Below are 17,583 nucleotides of genomic sequence, written 5' to 3'. Positions count from 1 at the left end.
GCGTGCGATGCGGCGCGGCGCGTTCGCGTCGGCGCGCGCCGCGATCATGCACGTGGCCGCAGGCGTGCGTCTGCGCTCAATACGCGAGACGCGGTGCGACGTACGCGCCGTACGCGGGCCCGACGCCGCCCGCGCTCGCGGGAATCCGGTAGCCGCCGACGAAGTGGCCGGTGATCGCCTTGATGTTCGCGCCGTTGGACGCGTCGATATGAAGCGCGGCGAACGCGACGACCGGCACATAGGTCTTGCTGCTGATCTGCGTGGCGACCGGCACGACGACCGTCACGCCGACCGGCACGTCGTAGTAGATCGCAGTCTTCATGCCGGGCTCGATCCAGATGCTGTCGCCGATCGAGAGCGGCGTCGGGTTGCCGTTCGCGATCAGTCCGCGCACGGTCGGCACGTCGTTCGCGTTGACGAGAAACGTCGTCCACTGGCCGGCATAGCATGTGCCGCCGTAAGTCTGGCCGTTGCCGACCTGGAACTCGTACGGCGCGCCCGTCGCCGGATCGACGCGCGGCGCGCCCGCCTGCGCGTCCCAGTACTGGTCGAGCACGCATTGATCGATGACCATCGGAAAGAGCCCGCCCGCGCCGAGCGTCGACGGCGCGGCGGCAACCGCGACCGCCGTCGCCGCCGCGGGCGTGCCGACGAGGCCGAGGAAGCCGCCCATCAGCAGCGCAAGCGGCCCGCCGTTGCGGTTCGTCGCGCGCGTGACGGTTGCCTGCACGGCCGGCACGTCGTATGCGCCGGGCACGAGCGTCGTCGGCTCGAGGCCGGCGGGCGCGCCCGTCACGTTCCAGTAGCCCGTCTGCACCGTGCCGCTCGACAGCGTCGCGCCGTCGGCCGCGTTCAGCGACAGCGCGGCGCTTGCCGCGCTCGCGGCCGCCGCCCACACGGGCGCGCCCGGGCTCGACTCGAGCGACGCGGCGCCGGCGAGCGCGGCCGCATCCGCCGCGTTCTGCAGTTCGTTGCGCGCGGTGGCGACGTGCGGCAAGTCGATCGCGAACGCGCCGAAGAGCAGCAGCACCGGCAGGAACAGCAGGAACCACAGCACGACGGAGCCGCGCTCACGGCGGCGCGCGGCGGCGGCGCGACGCTCATTCATAGTTCATCACCGTCACGGCCGTCAGCGTGATCGGGCCCGTCAGCGCGCTCAGCGCGGAGCCGAGCACGAGGCCCTGATACGTGTAACTGACGGTCACTTTCAACGGGCTGCCGGGCGACGTGCCGGCCGACTGGTCGACGTTGACGACGGGCGCGCCGACCGTGCCGCCGCTCACGAGGCTGCCCTGCGCGTATGACAGCGCGACGTTCGCGATGTCGGTCGCGGCCAGTTGCGGCACGCGCACGACGACGCCCGCGCGCGCGGCCTCGCGGCTCGCGTTGGTGATCACCGCCTTGTCGCAGAGCAGCAGGCTCGTGTCGACGATGCCGAACAGCACGAGCATCATGAACGGAAACACGAGCACGAATTCGAGCGACACCACGCCGCGCTCGTCGCGCACCAGCCGGGAGACGCGTTTCATTTGACGATCTCCGCGCGCACGGGCGCGGGGCCGGCGTCGGCGGTCGCGCCCGCTGCCGCCGCTGCATGCGCCGCGTTCGCCTCGCCTGTCGCACTCGTCACATTCGGCGCGCCGCCCGGACTGCCCGCCCCCGCCGCCCTTCGCTCGCGCACGTTCCGGTAGAAACGCATGTTGTCCTCCGCCGACGCCGCCGGCAGATCGTGAATGAGGATGCGCTTCGCGGCATCGTCGTTGCCGAGCATCCCGTATGCGAGCGCAAGGTCCTCGCGCGCCTGCGCCGGCGCGTTCGGCAGCCCCGCGACGTCGAGCAGCACGTTCGCGCCCTCGCGCGCGCGATTCGCGAGCACGAGCGACAGGCCGAGATCGGTCGTGAGCGCGTGCGCGTCCGGATGGCGCGCGAGCGCCGCGCGATACACGCGCTGCGCGTCGTCGTGCCGCCCGAGCAGATCCAGCACCGTGCCAAGGCCGGCCGCCGCCGCGATGTTCTCCGGATGCGCGGCGTTCAGCTTCGCGTAACGCGCGAGCGCGTCGTCGAGATGCCGCTCGCGCAGCGCGACGCGCGCGAGGCCCAACTGCGCGCGCGGATCGTCCGGCGCGGCGGTCGCCGCCTGCGCATACAAGACACCCGCGCGCGCAAGTTCGCCCGTCTGGTACATCGCATCGCCGAGCCCGACCTGCGCGGGCAGCGACCGCGGGTCGGCCTTCAGCGCGCGCTCGAAGAGCGTCGCCGCGAGCTCCGCGTTGCCGGCCGCGAGCGCGCTCTCGGCGACGGTCAGATCGCTGTCGCCGACCGTGCCGCGCTGCGACAGCACTGGCCGCGGCTGAAACGCGCCGTGGCTCGCGCAGCCCGCGAGCAGCGCGGCGAACGACAGGGAGAACAGCAAGGAGAACAACGGGCAGAACACCCGCGCGGCCGGCATCGCGCGGCGCAGGCGCCCCACGCGCCCTGCCCGCCCTGCCCGCCCTGCATGCCCCTCGCGGCCGATGCGCCGCGCCGTGCATGCGCGATCGCATGCGTCGTCGAAATGTGGCTCGTTCATTTGTGGAACACCGCTATCAGTCGAATCACCGCCGGCCCCGCCGCGATCAACGCGACGGTCGGCATCACGAACAGCATCATCGGCAGCGTCATCTTCGGCGCGAGCTTCGCCGCCTTTTCCTCGAGCGCGATCATCTGCATCGCGCGCTCCGTGCGCGACAGCATCCGCAGCGACTGCGTGATCGGCGTGCCGTACTGCTGCGACTGGACGAGCGTCGTCACGAGCGCGCGCATCGACGGCAGGCCGATGCGCGCGGCCATCGCGTTGAGCGCGAACGCGGGCTCGCCGCCGATCTGCAGTTCGTTCGCGCAGACGGAGAATTCGTCGGCGAGCGGCGGGCAGATCGTCTTCAGCTCGGACGCGACGCGCCGGATCGCGACCGAGAGGCTGTTGCCCGCGTTCGTGCAGATGACGAGCAGATCGAGCGCGTCGGGCAGGTACGCGGCGATCGTCTTCTGGCGGCGCGCGACCGCGAAGCCGAGCGCGTGCTCGGGCAGCATCATGCCGATCACGAACGCGCCCGCCATCATCAGCACGCGCAGCACGACATAATCGCCGGCGCGCGGCACGTGCGCGCCGACGACGAGCGCGGCGAGCCCCGCGCACGCGCCGACGACGAGCTTGAGCCCCACCATCACCGACACCGCGTGGCACTCGCGAAAGCCCGCGCTCGCGAGCCGCGCGGCGAGCTTCATCCGCTGCGTCGCGTCGACGACGGGCACCCGCTCGCCGAGCGACGCCACCCGCTGCGCGACGCGCCGCGGCACGCTGCGCGCGCCGTCGTCCACGGGCGCGTAGACGGCCGCTGCGCGCGCGGCGCTCGCGCGCGCACGCTGCGCGACGCGCCGGCGCGCCGCGACGTCGCGCGCGAGCAGCCACGCAAGCGCCACGACAGCGGCGAGCACGAGCATGATGGCGATCGACAGCGCGGCCGGGTTCATCGCGACGTGTCCAGGTTGGCGATCTTGCGAATCATCGCGAGGCCGATCGTGAGCAGCACCGCGGCGAGGATCAGCATCTTGTGCCCCGCGCGCGTGCGGAACAGCAGGTCGATGTACGGCCGGTTCACGACGAACAGGAACGCGGCGATCGCGAACGGCACGGCCGCGATGATCTTGCTCGCGATGCGCCCTTCCGCCGTCAGCGCGCGCGTCTTCATCCGGATGTCGCGACGCGTGCGGATGATGCCCGAGAGGTTCTCGAGCGTCTCCGTCAGATTGCCGCCCGTCTCGCGCTGCAACACGAGGCACACGCCGAAGAACGAGAAATCGGCGAGCTGCAGGCGCTCGGCCTGCTGCTCGAGCACGTCCTTCAGGTCCGCGCCGACGCGCAGCGCATCGCCCATCGCGCGAAACGTCGCGCGCACGGGCTCCTCGCTTTCGCGGCCCGCGGTGCCGATCGCCTGTGCGACGGGGATGCCCGCGCGCACCGCGCGGATGATCAGATCGAGCGCGTCCGGGAACACGCCGAGAAAGCGTTGCTTGAAGCGCGCGATCAGAATCCGGTAGACGGCGCGCGCCGCGCCGGCCGCGAGCGCCGCCGCGAGCGCGATCCGCAGCCACGGCGCGACGCCCGCGAACGACGCGCCGACGAAGCCCGCGAGCGCCGCGAGCGCGGAGGCGAACGCGATCGCGCGCGCGCCGCCCGCGCCCGCCGCCGTGCGCACGCGCTCGCTGCGCGCGCGCAACCATGCGCGCAGCGCGCCGTCTTCGCCTTCGCCGTGCGGGCGGGTGAACAATTGCTGGCCGACGCGCGACGCGGGCGCGGGCGGCGCGCTGCGCCCCGCGGCGCGCAGCGCGCCGACGCGCGCCCGCACGCGCGCGGCGGGCCGCCGACGCGCGAGATCGTGCAGCGCGCGCACGACGAAGCCCGCGACGACGATCGCGAAGAACGCGCCGACGGCAACGACGTCCGCGGCGCTCACGGCTGCAACGCGCCGAGCAGCGCGCCCTCGAGGCCGTAATACGCGGCGCGCTGCGCGAACGCCGGCCGCAGCGAAGACGATTCGAACATCCCGTGCACCTGCTCCTGGAACGCGCTCGCGTCGTAGCGGAACGCGAACAGATCCTGCGTGATCACGACGTCGCCCTCCATGCCCGCGATCTCGGTCACGCGCGTGACGCGCCGCACGCCGTCGCGCATCCGCTCGATCTGCAGGATCATGTGCACCGCGCTCGCGATCTGCCGGCGGATCGACACGAGCGGCAGGTTGCCGTTGGCCATCATCACCATGCTCTCGAGGCGCGTGATCGCATCGCGCGGCGTGTTCGCGTGGATCGTCGTCATCGAGCCGTCGTGCCCGGTGTTCATCGCCTGCAGCACGTCGAACGCCTCCGGGCCGCGCGTCTCGCCGAGGATGATCCGGTCGGGGCGCATGCGCAGCGCGTTGCGCACGAGATCGCGCTGCGACACGCCGCCCAGCCCCTCGCTGTTCTCCGGACGGGTCTCGAGGCTCACCACGTGCGGCTGCTGCAGTTGCAGCTCGGCCGCGTCCTCGATCGTCACGACGCGCTCGTGCGAATCGATGAAGTGCGACAGCGCGTTCAGCAGCGTCGTCTTGCCGGAGCCCGTGCCGCCCGAGATCACGATGTTCAGCCGGCACGCGCTCGCGATCTTCAGCACCTCGACCATCGCCTGCGACAGGTTGCCCTGCTGCGCCATCCGCGCGAGCGTGATGTTGCGCTTCGCGAACTTGCGGATCGAGATCGACGCGCCGCGGATCGCGATCGGCGGCAGCACGACGTTCACGCGGCTGCCGTCCGCGAGCCGCGCGTCGACCATCGGGCTGCTCTCGTCGACGCGCCGCCCGACCGCCGCCGCGATCCGCTGCGCGACGTTGATCACGTGCGCGTTGTCGCGGAACTTCAGCGGCGTGAGCTCGAGCTTGCCCGCGCGCTCGACGTACACCTGGTCGGGGCCGTTGACGAGGATGTCGGTCACACGCTCGTCCGCGAGGAGCGGCTCGATCGGGCCGACGCCGAACATGTCGTTGAGGATCTCGTCGACGATGAGCGCCTGCTCGGCGAGCGTCACCGTCAGGCGCTCGCGCGCGATCATGTCGGCGGCCGTCTGCTCGATGCCTTCGCGCACCTCGGCGCGCGACATCATCAGCGCGGCCGACATGTTCATCGACGAGAACACGACCGCGCGGATCGTCCTGAACGTCTCCGAGCGGATCAGCGCCTCGTGGTGGTCTTGCGCGTGGCCGGAGCCGTCCGGGTCGTTTCGATCGTCGCGATCGTCGCGATCGTCGCGATTGTCCCGAGCATCGCGATCGTCCCGAGCGGCGCGCGGCGCGCGCGGATGGCCGTCGGGTGCGCCGCTTTCCCGCCGGGCGCCCGCGGGCGGATTCGCGCGCGACGCGCCGCCCGCATCGGGCGCATCGGGCGCATCGGGCGCATCGGGCGCATCGGGCGCATCGGGCGCATCGGGCGCATCGGGCGCCGACGCGTGCCCGACGGCGGGCGTCGCGCCCGGCAACGCGGCGTCGTTCGCGATCTCGCGCACGCCGACGTCGGCGCCGGGCGCGAACGAAGACGACGGGCGGCGGCCGAACATCATCGCGCGCCCCGCGCGCCGGCAAGCCGCGCGTACCACGGCCGGCGCGGCGCGCTCGCCGCGTCGGCGCCCGTCAGCCCTTGCGCGAGCGCGGCGATGCCGGCCGCGAAGCCGCCGCGCGGCGCGTCGAGCGCCGCGCCGAGATTCTCGGCGACGGCGAGCGTGAGCGGCTCGTACGGCAGCTCGAGCGCCGACGCACGCCCGACCGCGCGCGCGAAGTCGGCCGGCTCGACGCGGCCGCGCACCGGCTGCTGCGCGTTGTTGAGGATCAGCGACACGTGCGCGTCGCCGTCGAGCGTCTCCGCATGATGCAGCAGCCGCGCCACCTCGCGCGCCGCATGCACGGAGCGGTCGGCGACGATGTAGACGCTCGCGCACGCGGCGAGCGCTTCGTCGGCGAGCCGGCCCGCGCGCTCGGGCAGATCGAGCAGCACGTAATGGAACTGATGCCGGAGCGCGCCGACGAGCCCCGCCACCGCGCCCGCGCGCAACGGCGCCTCGCTGTCGTACGGCAGCTCGGCCGACAGCACCGAGAGCCGGTCGCTCTGCGCGACCATCGCGTGCTTGATCAACTGCGCGTCGAGCCGCTGCGGATTCTGCAGCAGCTCGACGAGCCCCTGATTGCTCACGACGCCGAGCATCGAGCACGCCGCGCCGCCGTGGCAATCGAAATCGACATACGCGACGCGGCGGCGGATGCGGTCCGCGAGATGGCGCGCGAGCGCGACCGCGATGCTCGTCACGCCGACGCCGCCGCGCGCGCCGACGAAGCCGATCGCCTTGCCGGTGCGCGCGGCCGCGCCCGGATCGGCTGCGGACAGCGCGCGGTGCACGAGCTCGACGGTCAGCGGCTTGACGAGATAGTCGCGCACGCCGATGCGCAGCATGTTGCGGAACAGGCCGACGTCGTTCTGCTCGCCGATCACGATCACGTTCACCGACGGATCGCAGACGTCGGCGAGCCGCGCGAGATCGGACAGCGGCATCGCCGCGCCCGACACGTCGACGAGCAGATGCTGCGGCCCGTGCGGCAGATCGCGCATCAGCGCGATCGCGTCGTCGATCGCGCCGCGCGCGACGTGCGCGCCCGTCATCGCCTGATCGACGATCAGGTTGCGGATCGCTTCGTCGCTCGCCGTGTCGGCGACGATCGCGATCAGGCGCGCGCCGCCCGCCGCCTCGCGCAGGTCCTTCGCGCGCCGCGCGCCGCCCATCAGATCGAGTGCTCCCATCTCGCCTCCGCTAATGCGTGACGGACGTCGTCGTCGACGTCGGGTTGAGCGGCGTCGTGCGGCCCTCGTCGTAACGGCGCACCGCGCTCGCGCCGAGCGCCGCGTCCGCGCCCGCGTAAGGCAGCGGCGCGACGAGATCGGCGGGCCGCGCGAGCATCGCCGCGAGGTTGCCGTAGGTCGCGCAGCCGAAGCTCACGCCGGGCCGCGCGCGGCCCGCGTCGATCATCTGCGAGCGCTGCTCGAGCGCCGCGCAGTCGGGTGCGCGCGCGAGCCCCGTGCGCGCGTCGTAGCCGATCACCGACGCATCGGGCATCCCGTACGGCGGATGGCCGGCCATGCAGCCGCCGAGCGCGGCGAGCGCGGCGAGCGCCGTCCACGCGCACGCGGCCACCGCGCGCGACGCGTGCCGGCGCAGCGTGTGTTCCAATCGAATCGCCATCGCATGCCTCCGTGTTCCTCTTGCCTTCCGTCGTCAGTAGACGAAGCCCGCCGGACCCGCGAGCCGCGGCGCATCGCCGCCGAGCGGATCGATGCCGAGCGAGCGCTGCAGCACGAACTCGATGTCGCTGCTCGGGCGCGTGACGTCGTCGAGCGCGTCGTGCAGCTCGCCCGGATTCGCCGGCTGCACGATGTACGGCGTGACGATCACGACGACCTCGGTCTTGTCGTTCAGGTAATTGCGCGACGAGAACAGCTTGCCGAGCACGGGCAGCCGCGCGAGCCCCGGCAGCTCGGCGAGCACGTCGCTGCTCTTGCTCTGCAGGAGGCCGCCGATCGCGAAGCTCTGCCCGCTCGACAGCTCGACCGTCGTGTCGACGCGCCGCACCGTCAGCGCCGGCACCTTGATGCTGCCCGTCGTCACGCTGTTGGTGGGATCGATCTCGCTCACCTCCGGGCGCACCTTGAGGCTGATCCGGTTGTCGGCGAGCACGGTCGGCGTGAAATCGAGCGACACGCCGTAAGGCTTGAACTGGATCGTGATCGCGCCCGTCGTGTCCTGCGCGACCGGAATCGGAAACTCGCCGCCCGCGAGAAAGCTCGCGGTCTGGCCGGAGATCGCGGTGAGGTTCGGCTCGGCGAGCATCGTGATGAGGCCCTCCTGATCGAGCGCGTCGAGCACGCCGTCGATCGAGTAGCGCGACGTGTGAAAGCCGCCCAGCACCGAGAACGCGCCCGACGGCGACAGATCGAACGCCTTCGACGCCGTATCGAACAGCGTGCGCCCGTTGAACAGCCCGCCGACGAAATTGCCGCTCGCGCCGAGCGCGCTCCAGTTGATGCCGAGCTGCTGCGTGATGTTGCGGTCGACCTCGGTGATGCGCACGCGCAGATGCACCTGGATCGGCCGCGCGAGCGTGAGCCGGTTGACGAGCGATTCCTGCTGGCGCAGGTAAGGCTTGAGCGTCTGCGCGACGGCGTCCGCGTCCGCGGCGCTCGGCACGCGCCCGCTCACCATCAGCGAGCCCGGCGCGCCCGCGAGCGTCAGATGCAGTTGCGGGAAGCGCGCGTCGAGGATGCGCTGCAGCGACGGCGTGTCGACGTCGACGACGACGGTCTCGCGCAGAATCGTCCGGTTGTTCGCGCCGAGCGCGAACAGCGTCGTCGTGCCGGCTTTCTTGCCGAGCACGAACACGGCCTGCGGCGTCGGCACGTGCACGTCGGCGACGTCCGGGTCCGCGACGAACACCGCGACCGCGGGCTCCGGCAGCTTCACCATCTCGCCGCCGCCGGCGGGCACGGCGAGCACCGGCGCGGGCTCGGCCGCACGCGCGAGCCGCGGCACGACCGTCATCACGCTCAGCGCAACCGCGAGCCACCCCAGCGCGGCCGCCGCCGCGCGCCGCCCGCTTGCACGCGCGCGCGAGCGCACCGCGTGCGGCGATGCCGATGCCGACGCCGCTTGCCGCACGCCGATCGCGCCAATCACGCTCCCCATTTCGACTCGTCCTCCTGATCGATCGCCATCCGTCACGCCGCCGGCCGCGCGCCGCCGGCCGGCGCCGTCGCCGCTCCCGGCAACGGCGGCAGCGTCGGAATCGGCGGCACGCCGCCCGGCAGCGGCGCGCCGGCGCCCGCGCCCGCCGCGTCGTCCTGCTTCGAGCCGTGATAGACGATCACGCGCCGCTCGGCCCCCGCACGCGCGGCGCCTCCGCGCGCAGCGCGCGCGACACGTCGCCCGCCCATACCGGCGGCGCGGGCGGCTCCGCAAACGCCACGCCGCCCGCGCCGCGATCGCTCGTCGCGAAGCTGCGCAGCGCGAGCGACAGCGCGCCCAGATGCGCGCCGACCGTGATCACCTGCGCATCGTGCGAGCTCACCTCGAACGTCACCGTGCGCGCGCGCGTGTTCGGCTGCGCGGCGTCCTCCTTCGGCCGCTGGAACGCGGAGCCGACCGCGAGCACGCGCACGCGCGCGGCGATCGTCTCCGATTCGACCGCGCGCTCCGGGTCGGCCGGCGCACCGCCCGGCGCGGCGAGCTGCTGCGTGAGCAGCACGTCGACGTAGTCGCCCGGCTCAATGAGGCCGGCATTGCCGGATACGTCGTCGATCGCGACCGAGATCGCACGCATGCCGGGCTTGAGCGCGGCCGCGAGAAAGCCGGGCGCGCTCGGCAGGATCACGTCGGCCGGGCCGAGCGGCGCGCCCGCGCGCACCGGATGGCGCAGCAGGTCGCCCTTCAGATCGCCGGCTGCGGCGACGCTCGCGTCGATGGCCACGTTCGCGGTCTTGGCGTCGCTGCGCACATCGCCTTCGATCAACGCGCCGGCGGGCGCGTCGCCGCGCGCCATCGTCTTCCAGCCGAGATCGGCGTCGCGCAGCAGCAGGCCCGCCGGCAGATCGGCGGCCGCGACGCGCACGCGCACCTGTTGCGGCGGCGCGGCCGGGCGCGGCTGCGACGCCGCCACATATAGCGCGCGAAACAGGAACGCGCCGACCACCGCGACGAGCATCAGGCCGGCGAGCTTGAGAAAATGGGACATGTCGGCCGCCTGTCATCCAAGACATGCGGGCAGCCGGCAAGCGGCCGGCGCCCACACGGCGAAAAGGCCGCCCGCCGCGAGCGCGACCCCGTACGGGACGCCGCGCGCCGGCGCGAACCACGCGAGCGCGCGCGGCGCGCGCGCGGCCGCGATGCAGACGGCGCCGACGGCGAGACCGCCGACGCCGATCGCGAACGCGACCGGCCCCGCATGCGCGGGACCTGCCCACAGAAACACCACGGCCGCGAGCTTGACGTCGCCGCCAGCGATCCAGCCGATGCGGAACATCGCCGCGCCGAGCGCGAACGCGGCCACACCGAGCGCCGCATGCGCGGCGAAGCCGCCGTCGCCCGGCGCGCCCGCGAGCGCCAGCGCGCCATACAGCGCGCCGACGATCGCGACCGCGAACGTCGCGAGCCGCCGCGCGCGCAGATCGGCGAGCGCGAGCGACGCGAGCGTCCAACTGGCGACGAGCTTGAGCGAGAGAATCATGGGCGTTCGCGAAATCGGGGAACGCGGCCGGCGCGCCACGGCGAGCGGCGCCGGCCGGTTCGTCGTCAATGGCCGTTGGTTTGTACGCTCGTCACCTTGGTGATCATGTTCTGGAACAGGTTCGGCAAGCCGGAATTGCCGCCGAAGATGGCACCTGCCGCAGCGACTGCCACCACCACGATGCCGGCCAGCACTGAATATTCGAGTGCGCTGACCCCGCGCTCGTCGCGCAAAAGCGATTGAATGAAACGCAGCATGAGAGTCTCCTGAAAGAACGGCTGCATGATCGAAGCGCCGTGGGCACGACGCTGGAAAGCTTGACTTTCCGTACCGCTTAACGGGCGCGACGCAAACGTTCCACAGTGGGACTAACCCTCGTTCCCTCAATTTGCTTTGGGATCCGATGAAAGCCTCGAAGGCAAGGCGAAATGCACCCGTCAGGTTTCACCGTTGCCCGCTCAATCGAATGAAGAAACGCGCGGGCGAACGGCGGATGATCCGCGGTTGATCATTCGGTATCCGGAATGAATGGCGGGATTCGGCTGATCGCTTTACTGCGCGTGCACGCCCCAGCGCCTGACGGTTGCGCGTTCAAGCGCGTCGAACACGCCGTGCTCGACGACGAGCCCGATCACGATCACCGCGGCCAGGCCGGCGAACACGCGATCCGTGTAGAACTCGTTGCGGTTCTGGAAGATGTACCAGCCGAGCCCGCCGCCGCCCGCGCTCGCGCCGAACGCGAGCTCACAGCAACGCGAGCGGCAACAGCAGATCGTTGTCGATCGCGCGCGCGGCGATTTCCCATGCGGCGATCAGCGCGAGCGCGATCGATGTCTTGCGCAGCCACTGCGCGTCGCGCAGGCGGTGCATACCGCGCAGGCGCGCGAGCACCGCCGCTCGCTGGTAGCGGCCCAGCCAGTCAAGCTTCTCCAGCCTCGGCCTGCCACAGCGTTTGCACCAGACCCGGCGACGGGGGACATGCAGTACCACCCGATACTCGAACAGCGGCAGATCGCGCCCCCGCCGCACCGTCGTTTCATGAATCTGCTGGCAATGCGCTGCGCATTGCTCGCAGTACATCACCTTGCTGACCGGCCTCAAGTACAGCGACAGCGTGCGGCTATCGCCCTGCGGCCACTCCACCCGCTCCAGCCGATAGCCTGTCCAGCAACCCAGTGCCTGAAGTGCCTTGCGATCGAGCAATTCTTCCTCCTGACCTCCATAAAGTCAGGCGTCAGGTTACGCAATCGCCCTACAAGGCTCCACGGTTTTCTGCGATGAACCAAAAAAAAGCCCGCTGCGAGAGCGGGCGAGAATCCCAGTCAAGGAGGTGTCACACGAACTACGGATTCAGATTAAGACTCGTCGCCGCTGTGCACAACGAAGCATTTTCGATATCGATATCGTGCGCGCCGCATTGACGGCACGTCGATGCCGCGTCGATGTCGGGGCGACTCCCGTGCCGAACGCGGCCCGCCTCGCGAAACGGGACGGCGCGCGCATCAACTGCCCTGCGCAGTCGCGGGATCGTCGAAGAAATAATCGCGCCAGGTCTTCGGCTCGTGGCGGATCGCGCCGACGCGATGCATGAACGTCGCGAGCGCAAACGTATTCTGCGGCGCGATCCTGAACTGCACCTGCGGATTCTTGACGATCTTCAGCAGCAGCGCGCGATCGGCCTTCGAGCGGTTCACGCGCAGATACGCGTCGACCGCGCCTTCCGGGTTCGCCTGCACATAGCGCGCCGCCTGCCCCAGCGCGGCGACGAACGATGCGGCGGAGAGCGCGGCTGCCAGCGCGGCCGCGAGCGAGCGTCGCCCGAAAGACGATGCGCGTGTCATGACGACTCCATGAATTGCGTCGAGACAGCGAATCTAGGGGCGCGCGCGCGCAGGTCAACGAAGCAAATCCGCTACGCTTGTCGGCCGCGGCGATAACGGCGCGCGCCAGGAAAAAACGGCGCTTCGCGGATCACGCGAAACGCCGTTCTGCATCATGCGGCGCGGGCGTCCCGCCGCGCCCGACCGGCATCGCGCGGCGCGCGCCGAACCAGACGCCGCCCGCCGCGCGGCCAGGCCGCGCTCAGGGCTCGTTGCGCAGGTAGCCGTCCTTGCTCGGATCGCGCATCCGCCACGACACGACGAGCGAGATCGCGCACAGCGCGGTCACGTACCAGTAGAAGCTCGATTCGCTGCCGACCGACTTGAACCACAGCGCGACATATTCGGCCGAGCCGCCGAAGATCGCGTTCGCGACCGCATACGACAGGCCGACGCCCATCGCGCGCACCTCGGGCGGAAACATCTCGGCCTTGATGAGGCCGCTGATCGACGTGTAGAAGCTCACGATCGCGAGCGCGACGACGATGAGGCCGAACGCCGCGAACGGGCTCGTCGCGCCGCCGAGCGCATGCATCAGCGGCACCGTGCCGATCACGGCGCCCGTGCCGAACAGGATCATCGACATCCGTCGGCCGATCTTGTCCGACAGCGCGCCGAACACCGGCTGCATCAGCATGTAGACGAAGAGCGCGGCCGTCATCACGTTGCTCGCCGTCTTCGCGTGCATGCCGGCCGTGTTGACGAGGTACTTCTGCATGTACGTCGTGAACGTGTAGAAGATCAGCGAGCCGCCGGCCGTGAAGCCGACGACTGTCAGGAACGCGCCCTTGTGCTGCCACACGCCGCGGATCGTGCCGGCGTCCTTCGCCTTGCGCGATTCGCTTGTCGACGTCTCGTCGAGCGACTTGCGCAGATACAGCGAGACCAGCGCGGCCGCCGCGCCGACGACGAACGGAATCCGCCAGCCCCATGCCTTCAGCTCCGCGCTCGAGAGCGTCTGCTGCAGGATCACGAGCACGAGGAGCGCGCAGAGCTGGCCGCCGATCAACGTCACGTACTGGAACGACGCGAAGAAGCCGCGACGGCCCTCCAGCGCGACCTCGCTCATGTACGTCGCGCTCGTGCCATACTCGCCGCCCACCGACAGGCCCTGGAACAGCCGCGCGACGAGCAGCAGCAACGGCGCGAGCGCGCCGATCTGCGCGTACGTCGGCAGCACCGCGATCACGAGCGAGCCGCCGCACATCATCAGCACCGAGATCATCATCGCGGTGCGGCGGCCGTGCTTGTCGGCGATGCGGCCGAACAGCCAGCCGCCGATCGGCCGCATCAGGAAGCCGGCGGCGAACACGCCCGCCGTGTTGAGCAATTGCGTCGTCGTGTTGCCGCTCGGGAAGAATGCCGGCGCGAAGTACAGCGCGCAGAACGAGTAGATGTAGAAGTCGAACCACTCGACGAGGTTGCCCGACGATGCGCCGACGATCGCAAGCACGCGGCGCCGTACGTCTTGCCGCGCGACGGCGGCGAAGGCGGTCTGGTCATTCATGGATGGTCTGTTCCTTGAAGTTCTCTGGATGGCTGGCGGTGACAGTTGCCGCCTTCTTGTTCAACGCGCGCGGTGATACCGGTTCCACCTTGGCGTGGCGGCGATTTTAGCGAAATGTAATGTCTCTGGATGCCCGGGAACGCCCCGATGTCGAAAAATAATTTCCGCTCGACCGGTCATCCAATGAAAACGCGAGCCCGAGGGCTCGCGTTTCGTGCAAGGCGGCGCGCCGCGCAAGCGGCGGCGGACCACGGACGACGCTCGCGACGCCGAGCGCATCGGCATGGGCGCCGTCGACTTCGGCACCAGGCGACTGCCGCGATCGCTGCGACTCGCCCCGCCGCCGTCAGAGCCGTATTTCGGGCGCCGAGTAGCGGCACTCGTAGCGCTTGCGGACCGTCCCCGTCTCGTCGACGCTCTCGAGGAACACGTCGAACTGCCAGAGCCGCGCCATGTGCTTGAGCACCTCGTCGCTGTCGTTCGACAGATGGCGGTTGTCGGTCATGAAGTGACGCAGCGTGAGGCTGCGGTCGCCGCGCGTATTGACCGACCACACCTGAATGTTCGGCTCGCGGTGATGGATGTCGTACTGCCGCGACAGCGCCTGCCGCACGTACTGGTAGCCGGATTCGTCGTGGATCGCCGACACTTCGAGCGCGTCGCGCATGTCGTCGTCGAGCACCGAGAACAGGCGCATCTCGCGGATCAGATGCGGCGACAGATACTGCGCGATGAAGCTCTCGTCCTTGAAGTTGCGCATCGCATAGTGGAGCGCGGGCAGCCACGGGCTGCCCGCGAGCTCGGGGAACCACGCGTAGTCCTCGTCGGTCGGCGCCTCGCAGATCCGGCGAATGTCGCTCATCATCGAAAAGCCGAGCGCGTACGGATTGATTCCGCTGTAGTACGGCTTCGTCACGGGCGGCTGGTAGATCACGTTGCTGTGCGAATGGAGGAACTCCATCATGAAGCCGTCCGCGAGCTTGCCTTGGTTGTACATCGTGTTGAGCAGCGTGTAATGCCAGAACGTCGCCCAGCCTTCGTTCATCACCTGCGTCTGCCGCTGCGGATAGAAGTACTGGCCGATCTTGCGCACGATCCGGATCACCTCGCGCTCCCACGGCTCGAGGAACGGCGCGTTCTTCTCCGCGAAGTACAGCAGGTTTTCCTGCGGCTCGGACGGAAAGCGGCCTTCCTGCTCCTCGTCGGCGAACTCGGGCTTCTTCGCGGGCAGCGTGCGCCACAGCTCGTTGACCTGCGACTGCAGATACGCCTCACGCTCGCGCCTGAGCTCGGATTCCTTCGCAAGCGACGGCTTCTGCGGCCGCTTGTAGCGGTCCACGCCGTAATTCATCAGCGCGTGGCACGAGTCGAGCAGTTCCTCGACGCGGTCGAGCCCGTAGCGCTCCTCGCATTCGGCGACGTAGTTCTTCGCGTAGACGAGATAATCGATGATCGCGTGCGCGTCGGTCCACAGGCGGAACAGGTAGTTGCCCTTGAAGAACGAGTTGTGCCCGTATGCCGCGTGCGCGATGACGAGCGCCTGCATCGTCATCGTGTTCTCTTCCATCAGATACGCGATGCACGGGTTCGAATTGATGACGATCTCGTACGCGAGCCCCATCTGCCCGCGGCGGTAGCTCTTCTCGGTCGAGAGGAAGTGCTTGCCGAACGACCAGTGACGGTAGTTGACGGGCATCCCGACCGACGCATACGCGTCCATCATCTGCTCGGCGCTGATCAGCTCGAGCTGGATCGGGTAGATGTCGAGCTCGTACTGCTCCGCGACCTGCGAGATGTGGGTGTCGTACTCCTCGATCAGCTCGAAGGTCCAGTCGGACGGGCACGGCAACGGTTTGCGGTCGGCAACGTTCATACGCGCTTCCTTGAGCCCGCTCGCGGGCGCCTCTGCCTCTGGGTGCTGCGCCGCCGCTTCGGGCGATGCGCCGCGCTCGCGCGCGGCGCGTCCCGACGCTTCGTCGCTCTTGCGCCGCGGCTCGTAGCCGCGCGCTTCGTTGTGCAAGTGGCGTGTCGTCATCAGGTTTCCACGTGCTTTTCAAAGAGCTCCCGGAACACGGGATAAATGTCGGCCGCCGATTCCACTTTCTTCATCGCGAGATGCGGCTGCGACAACGCCAGTTGCGCGTATTCGAGCCACAGGTTCTGCTCCTCGGGCGTCACCTGGATGTACGCGAAGTAGCGCACCTTCGTCAGGATGTCCTCGTCGAGGATCTTGCGGCACTTCGGCGAATCGTCGGTCCAGTTGTCGCCGTCCGACGCCTGCGCGCCGTAGATGTTCCATTCGGTCGGCGAATAGCGCTCCTCCATCACCTTGCGCATCAGCTCGAGCGCGCTCGATACGACCGTGCCGCCGCTTTCGGTCGAATGGAAGAACGTGTCCTCGTCGACTTCCTCCGCGCGCGTGTGATGACGGATGAACACGACTTCGATCCGCTCGTAGTTGCGCTTCAGGAACAGGTACAGCAGGATGAAGAAGCGCTTCGCGAGATCCTTGCGCTGCTCGTCCATCGAGCCCGACACGTCCATCAGGCAGAACATCACCGCCTGGCTCGACGGCTGCGGCATCTTCACGCGATTCACGTAGCGCAGGTCGAACGGATCGATGAACGGGATGCGCCAGATGCGGCCCTTCAGATGATGGATCGCATCCTCGAGCTGCGCGATCTCGACGCGGTGATCGCCCGGCTCCTCCTTCAGCGCGGCGAGTTTCTCCTCGAGCTCGTGCAGCTCGTTGACGAGCGGCGAGCCGAGCGCGATGCGGCGGCCGAGCGCGCTTCTCAGCGAGCGCACGACGTCGATGTTGTTCGGCGTGCCCTCCGCCGCCCAGCCCGCGCGAACGCTCTTCCAGCTCGGCACGGTCAGCAGGTGGGTCTTGACGAGGCGCGGCAGTTCGAGATCGTCGAAGAAGTACTGCATGAATTCCTCGCGGGACAACTCGAACACGAAGTCGTCCTGACCTTCGCCTTCGTTGCTCGCCTGGCTGCCGCCGCCTCCGGCGCCGCCGGGCGGACGCGGGATCTTGTCGCCGCGCACGTAATCGGCGTTGCCCGGATGCACGAGCTCGCGCTTGCCGCCCGGCCCGTGCCGGAACGTCGGCTCCGCGATGTCCTTGCGGGGAATCGTGATGCTCTGCGTGCCCTGGATGTCCTTGATGCTGCGATCGCGCACCGCGTCGGACACTGCACGACGAATGTAGTTCTTGACGCGGCGCAGGAAGCGCTCGCGGTTTGCAATGCTCTTGTTCTTGCCGGCCAGTCTGCGGTCGATGATTTGATGAAGCACGCCCGGTCTCCCGCTCGAATGTCGATACGCCGGGACGCACGCCGCGCACGCGGGGCTGCCGCAA

The 17,583-nt window shown here is 69.8% G+C and carries 14 protein-coding genes and 4 pseudogenes; all 18 read right to left on the bottom strand.

Going from position 1 to position 17,583, the window contains the following annotated elements:
• Nucleotides 1–76: 76 nt before the first annotated feature.
• The 18 genes and pseudogenes from WS92_RS19425 to WS92_RS19345 all read right to left on the bottom strand — a co-directional run bounded on the left by WS92_RS19425 (nt 77) and on the right by WS92_RS19345 (nt 17,519).
• On the bottom strand, nt 77–1,108 hold the full coding sequence (locus tag WS92_RS19425) for a TadG family pilus assembly protein (RefSeq protein WP_059934259.1): 1,032 nt from the start codon (nt 1,106–1,108) through the stop codon (nt 77–79).
• Nucleotides 1,101–1,529, bottom strand: a complete 429-nt coding sequence (locus WS92_RS19420; protein ID WP_009917531.1) for a TadE/TadG family type IV pilus assembly protein — start codon at nt 1,527–1,529, stop codon at nt 1,101–1,103. The genes WS92_RS19425 and WS92_RS19420 overlap by 8 nt, the downstream gene beginning before the upstream one ends.
• Nucleotides 1,526–2,569: a tetratricopeptide repeat protein gene (locus WS92_RS19415; RefSeq protein ID WP_059934257.1), complete on the bottom strand. Its 1,044-nt coding sequence runs from the start codon at nt 2,567–2,569 to the stop codon at nt 1,526–1,528. The genes WS92_RS19420 and WS92_RS19415 overlap by 4 nt, the downstream gene beginning before the upstream one ends.
• Nucleotides 2,566–3,510 (bottom strand): type II secretion system F family protein, encoded by a 945-nt coding sequence (locus tag WS92_RS19410; RefSeq protein WP_006026649.1) that lies wholly within the window; start codon nt 3,508–3,510, stop codon nt 2,566–2,568. Before WS92_RS19410 ends, WS92_RS19415 begins: the two co-directional genes overlap by 4 nt.
• Nucleotides 3,507–4,493: a type II secretion system F family protein gene (locus WS92_RS19405; RefSeq protein ID WP_059934255.1), complete on the bottom strand. Its 987-nt coding sequence runs from the start codon at nt 4,491–4,493 to the stop codon at nt 3,507–3,509. The genes WS92_RS19410 and WS92_RS19405 overlap by 4 nt, the downstream gene beginning before the upstream one ends.
• Entirely contained in the window at nt 4,490–6,127 is a 1,638-nt protein-coding gene (locus WS92_RS19400) for a TadA family conjugal transfer-associated ATPase (RefSeq protein ID WP_059934410.1), read from the bottom strand. Before WS92_RS19400 ends, WS92_RS19405 begins: the two co-directional genes overlap by 4 nt.
• Nucleotides 6,127–7,359 carry a CpaE/TadZ family protein gene (locus tag WS92_RS19395; protein ID WP_059934254.1) on the bottom strand — a complete coding sequence of 411 codons (1,233 nt, stop codon included), beginning with the start codon at nt 7,357–7,359 and terminating at the stop codon, nt 6,127–6,129. The genes WS92_RS19400 and WS92_RS19395 overlap by 1 nt, the downstream gene beginning before the upstream one ends.
• Nucleotides 7,360–7,369: 10 nt before the next feature.
• A complete protein-coding gene (locus tag WS92_RS19390; protein WP_059934252.1) occupies nt 7,370–7,798 on the bottom strand; it encodes a CpaD family pilus assembly lipoprotein in 429 nt (142 codons plus the stop codon).
• Nucleotides 7,799–7,831: 33 nt separating this feature from the next.
• Complete coding sequence (locus tag WS92_RS19385; RefSeq protein ID WP_059934250.1) at nt 7,832–9,295, bottom strand: type II and III secretion system protein family protein; 1,464 nt, start codon at nt 9,293–9,295, stop codon at nt 7,832–7,834.
• A 32-nt stretch (nt 9,296–9,327) separates the two neighbouring features.
• Nucleotides 9,328–10,340, bottom strand: a pseudogene (cpaB, locus tag WS92_RS19380) (Flp pilus assembly protein CpaB).
• Between the two features lie 12 nt (nt 10,341–10,352).
• Nucleotides 10,353–10,832, bottom strand: a complete 480-nt coding sequence (locus WS92_RS19375) for an A24 family peptidase (RefSeq protein ID WP_006026642.1) — start codon at nt 10,830–10,832, stop codon at nt 10,353–10,355.
• A gap of 65 nt (nt 10,833–10,897) precedes the next feature.
• Nucleotides 10,898–11,089, bottom strand: coding sequence for a Flp family type IVb pilin (locus WS92_RS19370; RefSeq protein ID WP_015601974.1), 192 nt, complete (start codon nt 11,087–11,089; stop codon nt 10,898–10,900).
• A gap of 294 nt (nt 11,090–11,383) precedes the next feature.
• Nucleotides 11,384–11,578, bottom strand: a pseudogene (locus WS92_RS36720) (ABC transporter permease); the annotation flags it as partial.
• A gap of 151 nt (nt 11,579–11,729) precedes the next feature.
• Nucleotides 11,730–12,035 (bottom strand): annotated as a pseudogene (locus WS92_RS19365) (transposase family protein); the annotation flags it as partial.
• 299 nt (nt 12,036–12,334) lie between these two features.
• Nucleotides 12,335–12,604, bottom strand: a pseudogene (locus tag WS92_RS19360) (ABC transporter substrate-binding protein); the annotation flags it as partial.
• Nucleotides 12,605–12,914: 310 nt separating this feature from the next.
• Nucleotides 12,915–14,219, bottom strand: coding sequence for an MFS family transporter (locus WS92_RS19355; RefSeq protein ID WP_006026638.1), 1,305 nt, complete (start codon nt 14,217–14,219; stop codon nt 12,915–12,917).
• Nucleotides 14,220–14,565: 346 nt separating this feature from the next.
• The gene (locus tag WS92_RS19350) at nt 14,566–16,254 is read right to left on the bottom strand and encodes a SpoVR family protein (protein WP_009912496.1); all 1,689 of its coding nucleotides are present in this window, start codon (nt 16,252–16,254) and stop codon (nt 14,566–14,568) included.
• Nucleotides 16,254–17,519 carry a YeaH/YhbH family protein gene (locus WS92_RS19345; RefSeq protein ID WP_006026635.1) on the bottom strand — a complete coding sequence of 422 codons (1,266 nt, stop codon included), beginning with the start codon at nt 17,517–17,519 and terminating at the stop codon, nt 16,254–16,256. The genes WS92_RS19350 and WS92_RS19345 overlap by 1 nt, the downstream gene beginning before the upstream one ends.
• Nucleotides 17,520–17,583: the final 64 nt, after the last annotated feature.

Origin of the sequence: Burkholderia sp. MSMB1588 (assembly GCF_001546925.1) — a bacterium.
GTDB classification, from domain to species: domain Bacteria; phylum Pseudomonadota; class Gammaproteobacteria; order Burkholderiales; family Burkholderiaceae; genus Burkholderia; species Burkholderia humptydooensis.
Note: the sequence above shows the minus strand (reverse complement) of the source record. Positions and strands in the feature narration are given on the sequence as shown.